The organism is Listeria grayi (assembly GCF_900638015.1).
Classification (GTDB): Bacteria; Bacillota; Bacilli; order Lactobacillales; family Listeriaceae; genus Listeria; species Listeria grayi.
On sequence record NZ_LR134483.1, the window covers coordinates 2163677 to 2179126 of the forward strand.

General features: G+C 40.8%; 16 protein-coding genes. 5 read left to right on the forward strand and 11 right to left on the reverse strand.

Translation table 11 applies throughout. The features are described 5' to 3' along the window. Positions 1-67: 67 nt before the first annotated feature. The 6 genes from EL241_RS10605 to hemE all read right to left on the reverse strand — a co-directional run bounded on the left by EL241_RS10605 (position 68) and on the right by hemE (position 4992). The gene (locus tag EL241_RS10605) at positions 68-745 is read right to left on the reverse strand and encodes a Bax inhibitor-1/YccA family protein (protein WP_036104852.1); all 678 of its coding nucleotides are present in this window, start codon (positions 743-745) and stop codon (positions 68-70) included. A 23-nt stretch (positions 746-768) separates the two neighbouring features. Then, positions 769-1539 (reverse strand): Cof-type HAD-IIB family hydrolase, encoded by a 771-nt coding sequence (locus tag EL241_RS10610; RefSeq protein WP_036104844.1) that lies wholly within the window; start codon positions 1537-1539, stop codon positions 769-771. A 64-nt stretch (positions 1540-1603) separates the two neighbouring features. Beyond that, positions 1604-2389, reverse strand: a complete 786-nt coding sequence (locus EL241_RS10615) for a GNAT family N-acetyltransferase (RefSeq protein ID WP_036104841.1) — start codon at positions 2387-2389, stop codon at positions 1604-1606. Between the two features lie 113 nt (positions 2390-2502). Then, positions 2503-2841 (reverse strand): hypothetical protein, encoded by a 339-nt coding sequence (locus EL241_RS10620; RefSeq protein ID WP_040486351.1) that lies wholly within the window; start codon positions 2839-2841, stop codon positions 2503-2505. A gap of 159 nt (positions 2842-3000) precedes the next feature. Beyond that, positions 3001-3933 carry a ferrochelatase gene (hemH, locus tag EL241_RS10625; protein WP_036104838.1) on the reverse strand — a complete coding sequence of 311 codons (933 nt, stop codon included), beginning with the start codon at positions 3931-3933 and terminating at the stop codon, positions 3001-3003. Between the two features lie 6 nt (positions 3934-3939). Then, a complete protein-coding gene (hemE, locus tag EL241_RS10630) occupies positions 3940-4992 on the reverse strand; it encodes a uroporphyrinogen decarboxylase (protein WP_036104835.1) in 1053 nt (350 codons plus the stop codon). 186 nt (positions 4993-5178) lie between these two features. On the opposite strand from hemE, the gene EL241_RS10635 reads away from it, so the two are divergent. Next, positions 5179-5682, forward strand: coding sequence for an antibiotic biosynthesis monooxygenase family protein (locus EL241_RS10635; protein ID WP_036104832.1), 504 nt, complete (start codon positions 5179-5181; stop codon positions 5680-5682). A gap of 57 nt (positions 5683-5739) precedes the next feature. Here the strand turns inward: EL241_RS10635 and EL241_RS10640 are convergent, their stop codons facing one another. Together EL241_RS10640 and EL241_RS10645 are read right to left on the reverse strand one after the other, a co-directional pair. Further along, on the reverse strand, positions 5740-6954 hold the full coding sequence (locus tag EL241_RS10640; protein ID WP_036104820.1) for an ABC transporter permease: 1215 nt from the start codon (positions 6952-6954) through the stop codon (positions 5740-5742). Beyond that, positions 6944-7696: an ABC transporter ATP-binding protein gene (locus EL241_RS10645; RefSeq protein ID WP_003754439.1), complete on the reverse strand. Its 753-nt coding sequence runs from the start codon at positions 7694-7696 to the stop codon at positions 6944-6946. Before EL241_RS10645 ends, EL241_RS10640 begins: the two co-directional genes overlap by 11 nt. 165 nt (positions 7697-7861) lie before the next feature. On the opposite strand from EL241_RS10645, the gene EL241_RS10650 reads away from it, so the two are divergent. The 4 genes from EL241_RS10650 (at position 7862) to EL241_RS10665 (ending at position 10378) form a co-directional block, all read left to right on the forward strand. Next, positions 7862-8284: an HIT family protein gene (locus EL241_RS10650; RefSeq protein WP_003754437.1), complete on the forward strand. Its 423-nt coding sequence runs from the start codon at positions 7862-7864 to the stop codon at positions 8282-8284. 58 nt (positions 8285-8342) lie between these two features. Beyond that, complete coding sequence (locus EL241_RS10655; RefSeq protein ID WP_126320571.1) at positions 8343-8708, forward strand: YtxH domain-containing protein; 366 nt, start codon at positions 8343-8345, stop codon at positions 8706-8708. 154 nt (positions 8709-8862) lie between these two features. Beyond that, positions 8863-9402 (forward strand): DUF3267 domain-containing protein, encoded by a 540-nt coding sequence (locus EL241_RS10660; protein WP_036104817.1) that lies wholly within the window; start codon positions 8863-8865, stop codon positions 9400-9402. A gap of 112 nt (positions 9403-9514) precedes the next feature. After that, positions 9515-10378 (forward strand): peptidylprolyl isomerase, encoded by an 864-nt coding sequence (locus EL241_RS10665; protein WP_126320572.1) that lies wholly within the window; start codon positions 9515-9517, stop codon positions 10376-10378. A gap of 47 nt (positions 10379-10425) precedes the next feature. Here EL241_RS10665 and yhaM read toward each other — a convergent pair whose 3' ends face one another. Genes yhaM through EL241_RS10680 form a run of 3 tightly spaced genes read right to left on the reverse strand, consistent with a single transcriptional unit; the run spans position 10426 to position 15414 of the window. Then, a complete protein-coding gene (gene yhaM, locus EL241_RS10670; protein ID WP_126320573.1) occupies positions 10426-11367 on the reverse strand; it encodes a 3'-5' exoribonuclease YhaM in 942 nt (313 codons plus the stop codon). A 37-nt stretch (positions 11368-11404) separates the two neighbouring features. Continuing rightward, entirely contained in the window at positions 11405-14182 is a 2778-nt protein-coding gene (locus EL241_RS10675) for an ATP-binding protein (protein ID WP_036104814.1), read from the reverse strand. 2 nt (positions 14183-14184) lie between these two features. After that, entirely contained in the window at positions 14185-15414 is a 1230-nt protein-coding gene (locus EL241_RS10680) for a metallophosphoesterase family protein (protein WP_036104810.1), read from the reverse strand. Positions 15415-15450: the final 36 nt, after the last annotated feature.

Consider the following 15450-nt stretch of genomic DNA (forward strand, 5'->3'; position numbering starts at 1 on the left):
ATACGCCTCCCGCTAAAATTTGTCTAATCAAAACACAAAAAAACTCGCCGCCCGAAGCAGCAAGTTTTTAATCACGTCCAGCAAACAGACGTAGTAAATATAAAAATAAGTTAACGAAATCCAAGTAAAGATTTAACGCTAAGATCGGAACATCATCTAAGGTGATCGTCCGCTTCATCATTTGATTGAAGTCATACACGATATACAGGCTGAATAATAATGCTCCTGCTCCGGAAATAATAGTGGACGTTCCCGAAGTAAGTGGGATAAACATCCCAAAAAGGGTTACAACAACTAAGACGATCAATGCGATCAGTAGAATTTTACCCATTGCCTGCAAGTCTTTCTTTACTTTTGCGCCAATAACTGCAAAGGCGATAAAACTTACCGTCGTGGTGGCAAATGCCATTAGCACAGCATTTCCCGCTCCGATCGCAAAATAGTGAGTAAGCACAGGCCCGATCGTCAAGCCGCTGACGAAAGCAAATGCAATCAAGATCGGATAGCCTAAAACTTTGGGAACACTTTTATTCGCTCTGACAATAAAAGCCGCCACCAATAAGATGATCTCCGTCAACAACAAAGGAAAATAGAGTTCCGGACTAAGCTGATTGCCAATGCCTGCTCCGATCGATGCGATCAATAGCGATATCACAAACCAATTCAATGTTCGTTGCATGACGACTTCTTTTGGTGCTGCTTGATTTGCAGTTGCTTGTCTGACTGTACGATTCATTTCTTCCATCATCGATCCCTCTTTTCATTCATTTATATCAATTTATAATGCGCAAGTGCTTTCGCAATACCATCATTATTGTTTGTATCTGTTATATAAGAAGCATGTTCTTTGAGTCCTGGCATAGCATTTTCCATAGCTACCGCATAATCTACGGCTTGGAACATTTCCATGTCGTTTTTGCCGTCGCCGAATGCATACGTGGGAATTCCTTCATATCCCATGACTTCGATCAATTTTTCGATCCCGCGTGCTTTCGAACCACCTTTTCGAAGTACATCATTACTAAATGGTGTATTGCGAACAAATTGCAGTTCTGGGAATCTAGATGGGAAATATTCATCCCCTGTTTCCAGAAGCAATAATGCCATGTTGATCGTTTCCTTGGCAAACATATCTGGATAGACACCGGGCATGGGTTCGCCCAAATAATCAAAATGTTTTTTGACTGTTTCATTCTGAGCTGTTGCGCCAATGCGCTCGCCATTATAGAAGCAAACTTCTACATTTTGCGATTTTGCTTCGGCTGTTAAGCGCGCTATTAATTCTGGTTCTAATTTATCTTGGTAGACGACCTCGCCTTTATAAAAAGCCAGTTGACCGTTCATCGCGACTGCTGAATCAATTTTGGTTTTTGCCATATTTTTATCGATCTCAATAAGGGTTCTTCCTGTTGCGATGATCGGTACGATGTTATTCTCACGAAGCTTTTCTAAAGCTTCCATCGAGCTCGGTAATAATTCTGCCTCACTATTCAATAATGTGCCATCCATATCAAAAAAACATATTGCATTCGGTTTCAAAGTATCATTCCTTTTCCCTATGATACCTCTATCATATCAATCTTTGCTGGATAAATCAAAAAGCCTATTTATAGATCGCATAGTTGCCGATCTTCACAAAACCAAGTTCTTCGTAAATAGCTCCAGCAACAGGATTGCTATAGAATAAGCATGGTTTTTTACCTTCTGCCAGCAGATCGCAGCTTAGTTTCTTCATGATCGTCTTGGCTAAACCTTGTTTGCGGTATTCTGCTTTTGTCGCTACACCGATTATCATCGCAGAATATGGATTTTCAGCGCTTGACTCAGCTACAGCAACGATCTCACCGTTTTGTTCGATATAATAGATCCGCTTGGTCTTTTCAGCTAATTGCGTGACCATCAGTTCTTTGTCTTCTCTACGTGGCTGTAACTCTTTTATATTAGCCCGCATCTCAATGATCGCTGGTATATCTTCCGGAATCGCCGTGCGCACTATTACTTCAGTATTCACTTTGATCCTGCTCGCTTCTTCACATTCGCAAAAATGCTGATCTACTCGCTTCACTGCTAACTCAGGCATATATTTTTCGAACATGGTCGTTACGCGACTAGCACCCGTTAATATCGGATTCTCATAAGCGAGTATTTTTTCGGCTAATCCTGCTACATCGAAAGCGTCATTTTTCGCATACGGCAAGAAGTTATCGCCAAATTTCACTAAAACAGCTCGCAAGGAGTGTGTGTCATCGAAATCTCCCCATACTTCCTGGATATCGCTGTCATATCCAAAACTAAGGATATCCCCAATCAAAAAAACATTCAAAGCAGCTTCTGATTTCAATAACGCAATTACTTCATCATGATCCTTTTCCAGTAACTTTCTAATCATACTACACACTCCTTCAAAAATTGCTTTCATTTTAAGCCAAAGCAAGTGGGAAGTCAACTTATTTTTTTAAAACAAAAAACAGGCCGTCCGTTGGCCTGTTTTAGAACGTAACATTATTTATAATGAATTTCGCTGATTTTAAGTAACAAGCTTATCGCACTCAGTTTTTCATCGCCGAGATGAAGCTTATTCTCGTCGGAATATTGAATCGGCGCCGCGGTGATTTCCGCTTGCTCCCGAGTGAAATACTCATTATCTAATCCTAGATTCGCAGAGATTTTTTCTACGTATTTTTTAAATTTAACGGGTTTCATTGTTTTATTAGTAGTGATCGCTTTTAATGTTGCCTGCGATAATTTAGTAGCTTGGGCAAAAGTGCGTTCCGTGTATCCATTCCATTTCATATAGATTGCTATATTAGCTGCAATTCTCTCTTTTTCTTTATCTTCCATAATATCCTCCTGTATTGCTTTTCTTGACATACTCCGAGTATGCACGTCCAAGATGAGATATCGATTAAAATCTCATAGTATTCTCGTTAATTTTTAGAAAGCGCTTTCTTTTTTTGACAAAAAAGCAGATAACGACAGCTATCTGCTTTTCAGCTCTTTTTACAGCGTTTGATATTTCTTCCAAACCACATTTTTAAGAACAGCAAGAAATTCGTCATCCGCATTTGGCATTGGCGGACGGTGATAAGCTGCTCCGATTTCTTCTGTTACGACTTTACACTCGTAATCATTGTCGTAGAGAACTTCTAAATGTTCTGCCACAAAACCTACCGGCGTGTAAATAAAATGTTTGTAATGATGCTCTGCGAAAAGGTCACGTGTTAGATCTTGAACATCTGGTCCAAGCCACGGTTCTCCAGTTTTACCTTCACTTTGCCAACCAAGTGCATAATTTGTCAAAATCGTTTTATCAAAGATCAATTTTGCTGTTTCTTTCAATTGCTCTGGGTAAGGATCGCCAAATTGCTTGATTTTTTCCGGTAGACTGTGTGCGGAGACCACTAATACGGTTTCGTCTAATTCCGATTCAGGAATACTCTTCGCTACTTTATTGATCCGGTCAGCCCACATTTGGATGAAACTAGGCTCTTGGTACCATTGATTGATGGAGTGGATCACCAAGCCGCCTACTTTTGCTGCTTCATCTTGCGCGCGTTTGTTATAGGCTTCCACGCTGAAACTAGAATAATGCGGCGCTAAAACGATCGAGATCGCCTCTGTGATGCCATCTGCTTTCATCTTTTGAACCGCTTCTTCGATAGATGGTTCAATATGTTTAAGGCCAATGTAAACTTGGAAAGTTACTTCGTCTTGTGCTTCGTTTAATTTATCACCAAGGCCATACGCTTGTGCTTCCGTGATTTTTGCAAGTGGAGATAGTCCTCCGATCGCATGATAACGACTGCGCAAGTCCTCGATCATTTCTTCGGAAGGACGGTGTCCGTGTCTGATGTCTGTATAATAACGTTCGATATCTTCATCCTTATAAGGCGTGCCGTAAGCCATCGCCAATAATCCAACTTTTTTCTTCATCCGTAATCACCTTTCTTTTAACAATTTCTCACTTTCGCTATGTACGAGCGCTGTTAGCTGTTTTAAAGTGCTGGGAGAAACTTCCGGGAAAACACCATGTCCCAAATTGAAAATAAAACCTGGCTGTTTCACGGCTTCTCCAATAATTGTTTTTGCTTTATCAAAGCTTTTCTGAGGTGCGAGTAATAATGCTGGATCTAAGTTGCCTTGCAGGGCCTTTTCAGGCAGAATATCACGCGCTGCTGCTATCGACATACGCCAGTCGATTCCGACAACGTCTATTGGAACGTCATTCCATTCAGGTAAAAGATGTCCGGCTGCTACAGCCTGCATAATGATCGGTGTCTGTGGATGCTTCGCTTTCACTTTTGTTGTGATCATCCGAATGCTAGGCTTGATGTAATAATGATAATCTTCTCTGCTGAGTGCACCGACCCATGAATCGAACAGCTGCACAGCGGATGCACCGGCTTCGATTTGTGCCGACAGATAGTCCGCTGTCATAGTTGCCAGCTTATCCATCAGCGCGAACCAAGTTGCTTCGTCTTGATACATCAATGCTTTTGTCTGGTAGTAATTTTTCGAAGGGCCGCCTTCCACTAAATAGCTTGCTAACGTAAATGGCGCGCCTCCAAAGCCAATCAGTGGGACATCAAGCTGTTCCTCTCGAAGCAGTTTGATCGTTTCCAAGATATAAGGCACTTGGGATTTGGCATCAAATGCTGCCAAGCTTTCCACGTCTTGATATCGTCTGATTGGATGCGCGATCACTGGACCGATACCCGTTTTTATTTCAACATCGACTCCCATTCCTGGAAGTGGACTCATAATATCCTTATAGAGCACAGCGGCGTCTACGCCATAGTTTTCAACAGGCAGTCTGGTCACATAGGAGCATAATTCAGGCTGATGTGTGATCTCGAATAAAGAATATTTTTCTTTCAGTGTCCGATATTCTGGTTGCGACCGTCCTGCTTGTCGCATATACCAAGCAGGCAGACGTTCTACTTTTTCGCGGCGTGCAGCTCGTAAAAATAAATCATTACTAATTTCTTTCATTTCTTATCCTTCCCTTGTTCAATGACACACAAGAATGAACAACATTTACCTTTTATGTTCCGTAAATAAGTTTACATGATATTTATAATAATTCCAAATAAGAAGGCTTCGTCAGGTTTTATTTTTACAAAATCGCGGTATAGTGAAGACAAAAACATTGTTCCCTTTAGAAAGAAGGTCATTAAAATGAAACATGTTTATATTACAATGGGGACGGAACATTATCTTAGACAAGTCTTAGACGAGATCCCATCAAACGGCGTAGAGCTTTTCCAAAATTATGAGCAATCCCTTCTTTACCATGAAACCGAGCAAGAAAATATTTTTAGGGAAGGCGCCTCATACCGCATTTTACAAATGTTTGGTGAGCGAAAACACGCAGGCGTTCTTGTTCTGGAATACCTCTCGATCCGCGATGAGGAGATTCCGATTTTTCTAGCGGACTTTGATGCAATGCGCAAACAGTTACTAAAGCAGTTAGGCTTTCAAGCAGCTCGGTTGGCGCAGGAAGTCCACCATCAAAAATTTTTGATCGTCAGCTTTTGGGACTCGGAAGATGCCTATCGCCTTTTTTCCAAAAACGAGCACCATTCCAAAATCATGCAGCGTATCCAACAAGCGGGCAATCAAGCCAATTTCTCACATACAGATATTTATCATTACCCCGCCTTCAGACATGATAGTAAATAAAGAAAAGCCTTCTGTTCAAGAAACAGAAGGCTTTTTAACCTCATAAACTATCATGGCCTACTCCATTTTTTTCAAGCGATATGGTACATATAGGAAAGTAAATGCGGCTACGAAACCGACATTAATAATCAAGATCCATAGTCCGCCCACGCTTCCATTTTGCGCGATACCTATCAAGCTGAACAAAATAGCTTGTGCTAGCAAAAGAATCCGTAGCAGATGAATATAACTTCGCTTCTTCACCGCTTCCGTGATTGGGTACAGGCGCTGCATGATCTGACCGTCAAAGTGCTTGATCATTGGAATGAATTGGAAACCGGTCAAATATAAGAATAATAGTGAGAACACGATCGTTAAGTAAAAGCCACTTAAGAAAATCAGTAAGATAACTGCCACCACGGTTAGCCGCAGATAAAGTCCACTAAATTCATTGATTCGTACAAAAGTGCGGCTCCATAAGTAAGCGTATGTTTTTCGATTTGCATATGGGATCGGCCGGTAAAGGAAATCTAAATAGGCTCGTCTTCTGACCGTTCCTTTCAAATGCGGAACATCCGTAAATAAATTTACCAAGCGATAGAAACGATTCATTCGTCCTTGTTCTTTATCGATCAGGATCTCCCATCTTAAAATGATCCCTTCTGTCCGTTTTTTCAGCCCCCAATATGAAAGCCCCAATACAATAATGGTCAACGGAATCGTCCAGTAAAAGGAAAAAGCCAACAGCAGATAAATGAGCAGCGCGCTGATAACCACACGTGCAAACATCCATGTCGTATCGCTGTTATCTAGCTTCATGCTCTCCCAATTCGTATAGACATTCCATAGCTTGATTGCGCCAATCGATACGAGCAATAAGAAAAAATGGGAATATGGCCGATGTGTAACCCCTACATACATAGGCATTGCTACAGCTAAAATGACGATATACAGATAAAGTTGCATCCAAAAGCTGATGCGCTTTGCCCGCTTAAAATAATCCTGCATCTCTGTTTCTTTCACAATCAAGTAAACGATGTCAGGCTCTTTCAGCAGCGTGATGATCGGACTTATAACTACCGCGATCGTCAACAATGTCACCATTAATGGGATCGCCGGGAACGTCTCTTGAATCGTTTTTACCCAGCCGGCGTAGTAAAAAATCCCTGCACCTACACCGATGACCAGCACAAACAACAAGTGATCGTTGAACATATAGCGCATATAACGGATAAGTTCTGTCGTATAAGCCTCGAATCTTTTCTGCCATAATTCCCGGCTATTAAAAGACATCCTCGTCCACGTCCTCTTCTTTGGTTAATTGAATATAAATCTCATCTAAAGAAGCTCCCTGCATCTGGAACTCCTCTTGAAGCGCTACCAATGTCCCTTGTGCACGAATCTCACCATGATGCAAAATAATGAACCAGTCGCAGTATTTTTCGGCGGTAGCAAGAATATGCGTCGACATCAAGATACTCGCACCGTCATCTCGCATCTTTTGGATCAATTGCAGCAAGGATTGGATCGCCAATGGATCAAGTCCAACAAAGGGTTCGTCTATGATATACAAGGAAGGCTCGATCAGGAAGGCCGACATGATCATTACTTTCTGTTTCATCCCTTTGGAAAAATGCGCTGGAAACCAGTTCAAGCGATTTTCCATTCGAAATTCTTTTAATAGTGGCTGCATTCGCTCCTTCAATTGTTCTTCCGATAAGCCATAAGCCATCGCTGTCAATTCCAAATGTTCCTTTAATGTTAATTCTTCATATAATACAGGCGTTTCCGGGATATACGCAAACTGTTTGCGATATACTTCCGTGTCATCTACCAATTTTTTATCATTTACGGAGATCGTTCCTGATTTTGGTTGCATCAAACCAGTGATATGTTTGATTGTCGTGCTTTTCCCAGCACCGTTCAATCCAATCAATCCAACAATCTGCTTTTTCCCGATCTCGAAAGTAATATCTTTGAGAACAGGCCTTTTCGTATAGCCGCCTACAAGATTTTTCACATCTACTAAACCCATCTTATAGCCTCCTTATCTGTCTTTCTATCATCATAGCATAAAACGTAAATTTTATCATAATCCTAGTTGATACATGCTTTTATCTCGATTTTATGATAAATTAATGGTAAGTAGGTTGCCTTTTCTAAGGCGATCGAATAATGCCATAGAGAGGTGGCCTAATCAATGGAAGATTGTATTTTTTGCCAAATAGCCGCTGGGAAGATCCCTTCTGCTAAAGTATATGAAGATGAGGAAGTATACGCCTTTCTCGATTTGGGGCAAGTTACCAAAGGGCATACACTTGTGATCCCGAAAGAACACGCACGTAATATGTTTGATTTGCCAGAAGAAACAGCTGCAGCACTTTTCAAACGCATTCCTAAAATCGCCAATGCACTTAAAGAGACATTGCCGCTCGAAGGAATGAATATCTTGAACAATAACGAAGAAGTTGCCTCGCAAAGTGTTTTCCACTGCCACATTCATCTGATTCCGCGCTACAGCAAGGAAGATGGCTTTGGATTGATCTGGCATAGCAACGAAGATGATTTCAACAACGAAGAAGCTCAAAAACTAGCAGCTGAAATCAATCAAAGATTAGTGTAAACTCCCTATTTCAGGGTATACTGAATGTAAGTTCAAATAAACGACGAGGTGAGATTAGATGGATAAAAAATCAACGATCATAGGTATTTTCGCTGGGAGCCTTATTGGCGCCGCGGCTTCCATTTTATTAGCTCCAAAATCTGGAAAAGAGCTTCGCAAAAACATTTTAGACAAGTCCGTGGAGGCAAGCGTAATTATGAAAGAACTTGCTTACAACGCAAATGAACTTCTTCAATCTGTTCAAGTTCTTGGTTCTGAAGGCGCTTCTTTGCTGAAAGATGTTACTAGTGAAATCTCAGAATCTGTGTCTAAATGGAATGAAGATATGGAGCCTGAGAAAAAGCGTCTAAAAGATGAAATCAAAGACATGCAAAAGACAATCTCTGATTTAGAGAAAACCCTCAAAAAAGACAAAAAAAGTTGATTGGATTCACTTTACAAAACGAGAAAAAATGGCTTCGCTATTTTTCTCGTTTTTTTATTGAAAAAGGGTTGAAATCTCGTTCCGAAAAGACTAAAATACTATGAGTGTTTACAGAATAAAAACATGGAAGTAACCAGTTATTGGAGGAATAGGAATGCGTTGCTTGAAATCTGTATCTACAGATCGTCGCGATGAATACAATCGGCTTATTTTAAAAGGAGTTCTCATCGGGTTTGCGGCTTTTTGTATGATTTGTGTCAGCCATAATCTGCTTTATCCAGAAAAATTTACAAACCATTACCCGATTATAGGTTTCTTAGCTTTACTTACCCTTTATCCGCTCCATAAGTTGGCACAATATTTGATTTGTATACCCTATTTAGATCTAAAAGCTTTCAAATGGCGCATCCACTTCTATATCGTTCCGTGTCTACATTTAAAGCGAACAAAAGTTATTCCAAAATGGCTCTATATCGTTTCATTATTTTTTCCATTTTTTGTGATCTCTGCCCTGTTGATCGGGCTTGCTCTGTTATTACCGATCGCGCATGACTGGCTATTTTTAACATTGATCGCTGTCCATGTCGGCATGTCATCGCTTGATTTTCTGATCTTGAAACAAATCTGGACAACACCGAAAAAATGTTATATTGAACATGCTCAAAACGGCGTTTCAATATTAATATCTGATTAAAAATGATTAAATCACATTAGAATTTTGTCATCTTTTCATTTTCAATAAAATTTGTGATATGATAGGAAAGTATTGACAGAAATATATAACTTTGAAGGAGAGTGTTTTTTTAATGAAGAAAAAACTACTATTAAGCCTCGTAATGCTAATGGCTATAGTTGGATTAGCTGCATGCGGCGGGGGCGGAGCAGTCGTTAAATCTGATCGAGGAGACGTTACAAAAGATGATTTGTACGATGCGTTGAAAGATAAAGACGGCGAACAAGTACTTCAACTACTTACATTTAATAAAATTCTTGCTGATAAATATAAAGTGAGTGACAAAGAAGTAGACAAGAAATATAACGCTGCTAAAGCGCAATATGGCGATCAATTTGCAAGTGCTTTACAACAAGCTAACTTAACAGAAAAAATGTATAAATTAAACTTGAAAAATGAATTACTTCGTCAAAAAGCAACCAAAGCTTATATCAAAGTAACTGACAAGAAATTGAAAGATTACTACAAAACTTGGCAACCAAAAATCACCGTTAGCCACATTTTAGTTGCTGACAAGAAAACAGCGAATAAAGTAGAACAAGAATTAAAAGACGGTAAAAAATTTGCTGATCTAGCTAAAAAATATTCTACTGATACAGCATCGAAAACAAAAGGCGGCAAACTAGATGCATTTGGCACTGGGCAAATGGATGCAGCTTTTGAAAAAGCTGCTTACGCTTTGAAAGAAAAAGGTGATATCAGTAAACCTGTTAAATCTCAATTCGGCTACCACGTTATCCAATTAGATAAACCTGCTAAAAAAGCAACATTTGAAAAAGACAAAGCACAAGTGAAAAAAGACTACATCGATAGCCAATTGAACAATTCAGAAGTTGTTCAAGCAGCTCTTAAAAAAGAATTCAAAGATGCAAATGTAAAAGTGGAAGACAAAGATCTAAAAGACGCATTTTCCCAATTTACATCTAAAAAGAAATAAGCAGAAAAAAGCGCAGGAGCCGATTTGGTTCCTACGCTTTTTCTTTTTTACTCAAATGTTGGTTTATAAAAAGCACGATTATCAAGTCCAAAGACACGTTCAGTAAACTCGCCCGGCTTTGTATGACGCAATGCTTTGTCCATCATTACCATCGTCGCATCAAAGTTATCGATTTGATGCAGGATCTCTGCTTCTCGAACAAGTGGCGGTTTTGGACTGCCCCATTCTCCTTTGCCATGATGTGCTAACAGGATATGCTTCAAGATGACGACTTCTTCACTATCGATTCCTAATTCTTCTGCTACTTTGCCAACTTCCTCCACGACGATTGAAATATGCCCGATCAGATTTCCTTCCAATGTATAGGTTGTAGAAACTGGTCCCGATAATTCTTTCACTTTGCCGATATCATGTAGAATGATTCCAGCATACAGCAAATCCTGATTGACATTGGGATACAAACCTGCGATCGCTTTTGCTAAACGCAACATTGAAACGACATGGAAACTAAGACCTGAAACGAACTCATGGTGATGCCGCATTGCTGCTGGATATTCATAAAATGCTTCTTGGTGTTTTTTTAAAATCGCTCTTGTGATACGCTGTAGATTCGCATTTTTCATTTCAAAAATATATTGCGTCACTTCTTCAGCCATACTCGCTTTGTCGATTGGTGCTGTTTCCATAAACTCGGATGCTTGGACATTATCAAGTGGGGATGTTTGTCGGATCTGTCTGATTTTCAACTGCTTTCTGCCCCGATAATTTTGAATATCGCCGACGACATGAACAATTTGTTCCGCACCGTAGGCTTGTTCGTCCGTTTCTTTGATATCCCATAATTTCGCTTCTAATTCCCCTGATTTATCTTGAAATACAAGACTTAAAAATGGCTTCCCATTACTTGCTGTGCCTTTCACGCTCGATTTTATCAAAAGATACAATTCGACCGTACTGCCAACTTCAAAATCTAATAGTCTTTTTTCCAATTTTGTCGCCTTCTTTCTATCTGCATTTTCTTTTTCTCTAGTATAGCACGACACGCTCCATACTTGAAAAATAATCTGAACTTGTTTCATGGCAACTGAACATCAATACTTGATTTTTACCTTGTCGCATTTTTAGTAGATCCATCATTTCCGCTAGACGCTCTTTATCAAAGTTTACAAAACTGTCGTCAATGATGATCGGAAGTGGATATTTGCTATGAAGAATATCAATGAAGGCAAATCGAACTGCTAGATAAAGCTGTTCTTTTGTAGCCTGACTCAATTCTTCCGGAAAGAAAAACACTTGATCTCTAGTTTCGACTTGTAAGCGATTATTAGCAAAACGGACATGAACATAATGTCCTTTAGTCAATTTTTTGAAATAACGGCTCGCAAGTTCGAGTGCTTTCGGCAGTTTATCTGCTTGTAGCCGTTCTAGCGTCCGCTTTAATATCTCCAAGCTGAGGCGGATCGTCATCCATTCTTTTACTTGAGATTGAAGCAGACTCTTTTCTGTATAAAATTCCTGCATGAGCGCAGCGAATGTTCCTCCCGCTTCCAATGATTGGATCTCATGGTTTACACGTGCATATTCTGCATGACTTTTTTCTTGTGCATGGCTGATCTGTGCCAATTCAGCTTCGATCTCAAGCAATTCTGCTTTCAGCGTCTCTTTGGAAGCATATGCCTGCAGCGCTTCCCGGACACTTTGATCAGATTGCATTTCCAAAAAGTGTTTCCGCGCTTTATTTTTTTCGATTTCTTCTGCTTCCTGATGACGCTTGCGGAATGCTTCATCTTCTACTACTCCTGCTTTTTCCAGTAACGCCTCTTTCTCTGCTTGCAAGCTGGCAGCATCACGGCGGATCAGTTCTAACTCTGCTTCGACTTGTTCGAGTTTATCCTCTTGTTTCGTAACGGATGCGATTGCATTTTGATATTCCCGCATTCCTTGTTTCAACAACGTTACCAGTTCCTCGAATGTAGTTGTTTGAAATGGTGGCTTTAGCGCCACGCATCGTTCACGCCACGTTTGTATTTCTTCGTGGATTGCTTGAGAATCAGATTGCAACTGTTGTTTTTGCTTGATTTGTCGCACGCTCGTTTCCAATTTGATAAAAAAAGGATAATATTTTTGATTCACAGCTTCTGCCGCTATTCCCAGTTTTTGTAAAGTAGCATGTATCCGTTCACGTCTCTGCTCATTTTCAGCAAATCTCTGTTGGCTTTCTTCCCGCCATATTTCTGTTTTCGCTTGTGATGCATCTAATTGCGTTAATACTTCTTGCCACGTCTGGCGCTTATGTCGTTGCTCCATCAATTCTGCCAATTCACTTTGATCAAAGGCTTGACTGATCGGTTGGCGTTTATTAAGTAGCCATCCTGCTGCTAGTAAAACTGCTAAACCAAATAGCGCAAGCATCCATTTTGAGGGTAGAAAAATTGCAAGTATACCTGTTATTCCCACAGCTAGTAAAGGAAGGAACAACCTGTTACGGTTTGGTTTGACTGCACGGCTCGGCTGGCGTTTCTGCTGCTGTTCTTCCGCCGCTTGCAACTGCTGCCGGCTCCACATCTCCGCTTCTAAATGATCGATCTGTTGCTGCAGCTGGTTTTGTTTGTGCGCTTCTTCTTCCATAAAATAAGCGATCTGTTCCAGACGTTGTTGATTACTTTGTAAGGCTAGCTCTTCTTCCTCGATCTGCTGCATGTATATGGGCTGCCAATTGCGTAGAAGGAGCTCTTGATCAACTTCGAATGCCTGTTCTTCTAGCAAATGATCGATGTCAGCTAATTCTTTCTGGAGGGCAGTTAAACGCTGTAGATTTTCTTGGTAAAGCGGATAGGTTTCTGTAATCGCAGTAATCTCATCTTGTTTGTTCGCAAAAAACGAATAATCCATTTTCTCAGTTTGTTTCTTTAACTGCTGATATCTTTCTTGCAGCTGGATATGTTTATTTTTATTTTCTGTCAGCCGACCATTCAAATGCTCTAAGCGAACGATCCCATCCGTCGGAAAAGCAACCCGCTCTTTATCAGCCAAATATTTTGCCAAATTCGCCCATTCTTGGTAACTTTCCCAATAATCGAGCCAATCCTGCTTCTGGTCATGTTCCAAGCGTAGTGTCTTCTGTCTATTCAGATTGATCTGCTGTGCTTCTTCCAGTTCTTCCTTTTCCTTATAAAGCGTTTCATAGTTGGTATTGTGCGCTTTCGCTTCTTCAAAACGGCTATTCGCTGCTTTGACTGTTTCCAATTGTTTATTGATAAGTGGGTTACGTCCGCTTGGCTTGAAACGTTTATCCAATTCCTTTTGTAATTTTTCGATCGCTTTCAGCAGCAAGTCGGAGCCGGTCATGCTCGTAGCCAATAGATATCGTTCAAAATCTGCCTGTTTCCACTGCTGGATATTTTGCAAAGCATGGATATCAAAAGAGAAGATCGCTTCATAAGTCGCGCGGTCCATTTCGCCGAGCAGTTCATTCCATTTTGCTTCACCATGGATCGATCCGTCTTCCAAATAGAGCGTAACATCACCAGTCGCTTTTCCTTTTAGACGCTCGATCGTTACTGTTCCGAGTGCTGTGTCTGTCAGCGTAAGTCTTCCGCCATATGCTCCCCCGGTTTTCGGCTCCATTCGTGGCGTAGATTGCTGACGAGTAGGAAAACCGAACAAGATGCTGTGGATGAATGCCATGATCGTTGATTTGCCTGCTTCATTCGCCCCGTAAAAAAGCTGCATTGCCTGTAAATCATGAAAATGTGCATCGATCCATTTGCCATAGCCGATAATGTCAATAGCTGTAATCTTCATGATCAGTCGTCCTCCAATTCTGCGAGTGCCTTTTCTAAATACTGGTTGGCTTCCGTCAGCAACTCCGTCCGTTCTGCTTCAGTGATGTCCGTCAGAAAGCGGTTGATCCCTTTATGAAAATAGAGCTGCTCCATGACTTGGAAAAAAGTACTTTCATCTTGTAGTTCATTGCTGGCGGCTTGCCACTCTTCCCCAATTAGATGTGTTTCCAGAAAAGAGGTTTGGCTTGTTTTTTTCGTTATCAGACGCAGGGAATTGACCCACACAAAACTCGTTTCAGTCTGCTTGCAGTTATCCTGCACTAATTCCAGTAGATCATTGGCAGAAACAGTTGGATGTTCTGCTGTGACTGTCACTTCCATATCCAGCAGATAGGAGCCATCTTGGACAGCATAGCTCTCGATCATTTCCAAAGCTTGTTGAAAAAATGTATTGATTACTTCTGCTGATTCGATCGTAAGTGTAACGGTTTCCCATTGGATCGGAGCCGTAGGGTAAAAAGTCAATGCGGCGCCTTGCGAGTCTAGTTGTACAAGCGTTGCTCCTTTTTCACCACTTTCTTTGCGGTTTCTTCCTTGGATATTACCAGGATAATAAATGACTGGTCCACTCTCTTCCAGCAGCATTCGCTTGTGGATGTGACCAAGTGCCCAATAATCAAAGCCCTTTGATCGCAATTCATTCGTTGTAAATGGCGCATAGACATCGTGCCCATCTGCATGCGTTCTTTCGGAACCGTGTAATAGTCCGATATGAAAATCAGCAGGTTGTTTTTCATATTTATCTAATTGGCTATCCATCACATGTCGGCTACCATAACTGAAACCTTGGATATCAACTTGTGTGCCATTTTTTGTCTGATATAAGTACTTTGCTACTTTTTCGGGAAAAACGGTAACATTCTCCGGTAGAAGGAGTGTCTCACGATTTCCCTTCAAATAGTCATGGTTCCCATGGATCATAAAAACAGGGATAGCAGCTTGTTCTAGTTCTTTCATAGCCTGATAAAAACGTGCTTGTGCTTTGACACTTTGATCATCGCTGTCGTAAATGTCACCCGCAATGAGGACAAAATCGACTTGTTCGCGTATAGCGATCTGCACACAAGCTGCGAGCGAAGCAAAGGTGCTCTCTTGGATGATCTTATGTAATTTTTCACCGACGTGACTTAGACCGATAAACGGACTATCCAAATGCAGATCAGCGATATGTAGAAAGCGTACTCCACTCATTTTCCTTAGCCTCCCTAAAAGCGAATATATGTTCTT

Coding starts and splice junctions, on each gene's coding strand:
- EL241_RS10655 (WP_126320571.1), top strand. CDS start 8,343: ATGGATAAAAAATCAACGATCATAGGTATTTTCGCTGGGAGCCTTATT.
- EL241_RS10635 (WP_036104832.1), top strand. CDS start 5,179: ATGAAACATGTTTATATTACAATGGGGACGGAACATTATCTTAGACAA.
- EL241_RS10645 (WP_003754439.1), bottom strand. CDS start 7,696: ATGGGTTTAGTAGATGTGAAAAATCTTGTAGGCGGCTATACGAAAAGG.
- EL241_RS10605 (WP_036104852.1), bottom strand. CDS start 745: ATGGAAGAAATGAATCGTACAGTCAGACAAGCAACTGCAAATCAAGCA.
- hemE (WP_036104835.1), bottom strand. CDS start 4,992: ATGAAAGAAATTAGTAATGATTTATTTTTACGAGCTGCACGCCGCGAA.
- EL241_RS10615 (WP_036104841.1), bottom strand. CDS start 2,389: ATGATTAGAAAGTTACTGGAAAAGGATCATGATGAAGTAATTGCGTTA.
- EL241_RS10640 (WP_036104820.1), bottom strand. CDS start 6,954: ATGTCTTTTAATAGCCGGGAATTATGGCAGAAAAGATTCGAGGCTTAT.
- EL241_RS10665 (WP_126320572.1), top strand. CDS start 9,515: ATGAAGAAAAAACTACTATTAAGCCTCGTAATGCTAATGGCTATAGTT.
- EL241_RS10660 (WP_036104817.1), top strand. CDS start 8,863: ATGCGTTGCTTGAAATCTGTATCTACAGATCGTCGCGATGAATACAAT.
- EL241_RS10680 (WP_036104810.1), bottom strand. CDS start 15,414: ATGAGTGGAGTACGCTTTCTACATATCGCTGATCTGCATTTGGATAGT.
- EL241_RS10650 (WP_003754437.1), top strand. CDS start 7,862: ATGGAAGATTGTATTTTTTGCCAAATAGCCGCTGGGAAGATCCCTTCT.
- hemH (WP_036104838.1), bottom strand. CDS start 3,933: ATGAAGAAAAAAGTTGGATTATTGGCGATGGCTTACGGCACGCCTTAT.
- EL241_RS10675 (WP_036104814.1), bottom strand. CDS start 14,182: ATGAAGATTACAGCTATTGACATTATCGGCTATGGCAAATGGATCGAT.
- EL241_RS10620 (WP_040486351.1), bottom strand. CDS start 2,841: ATGGAAGATAAAGAAAAAGAGAGAATTGCAGCTAATATAGCAATCTAT.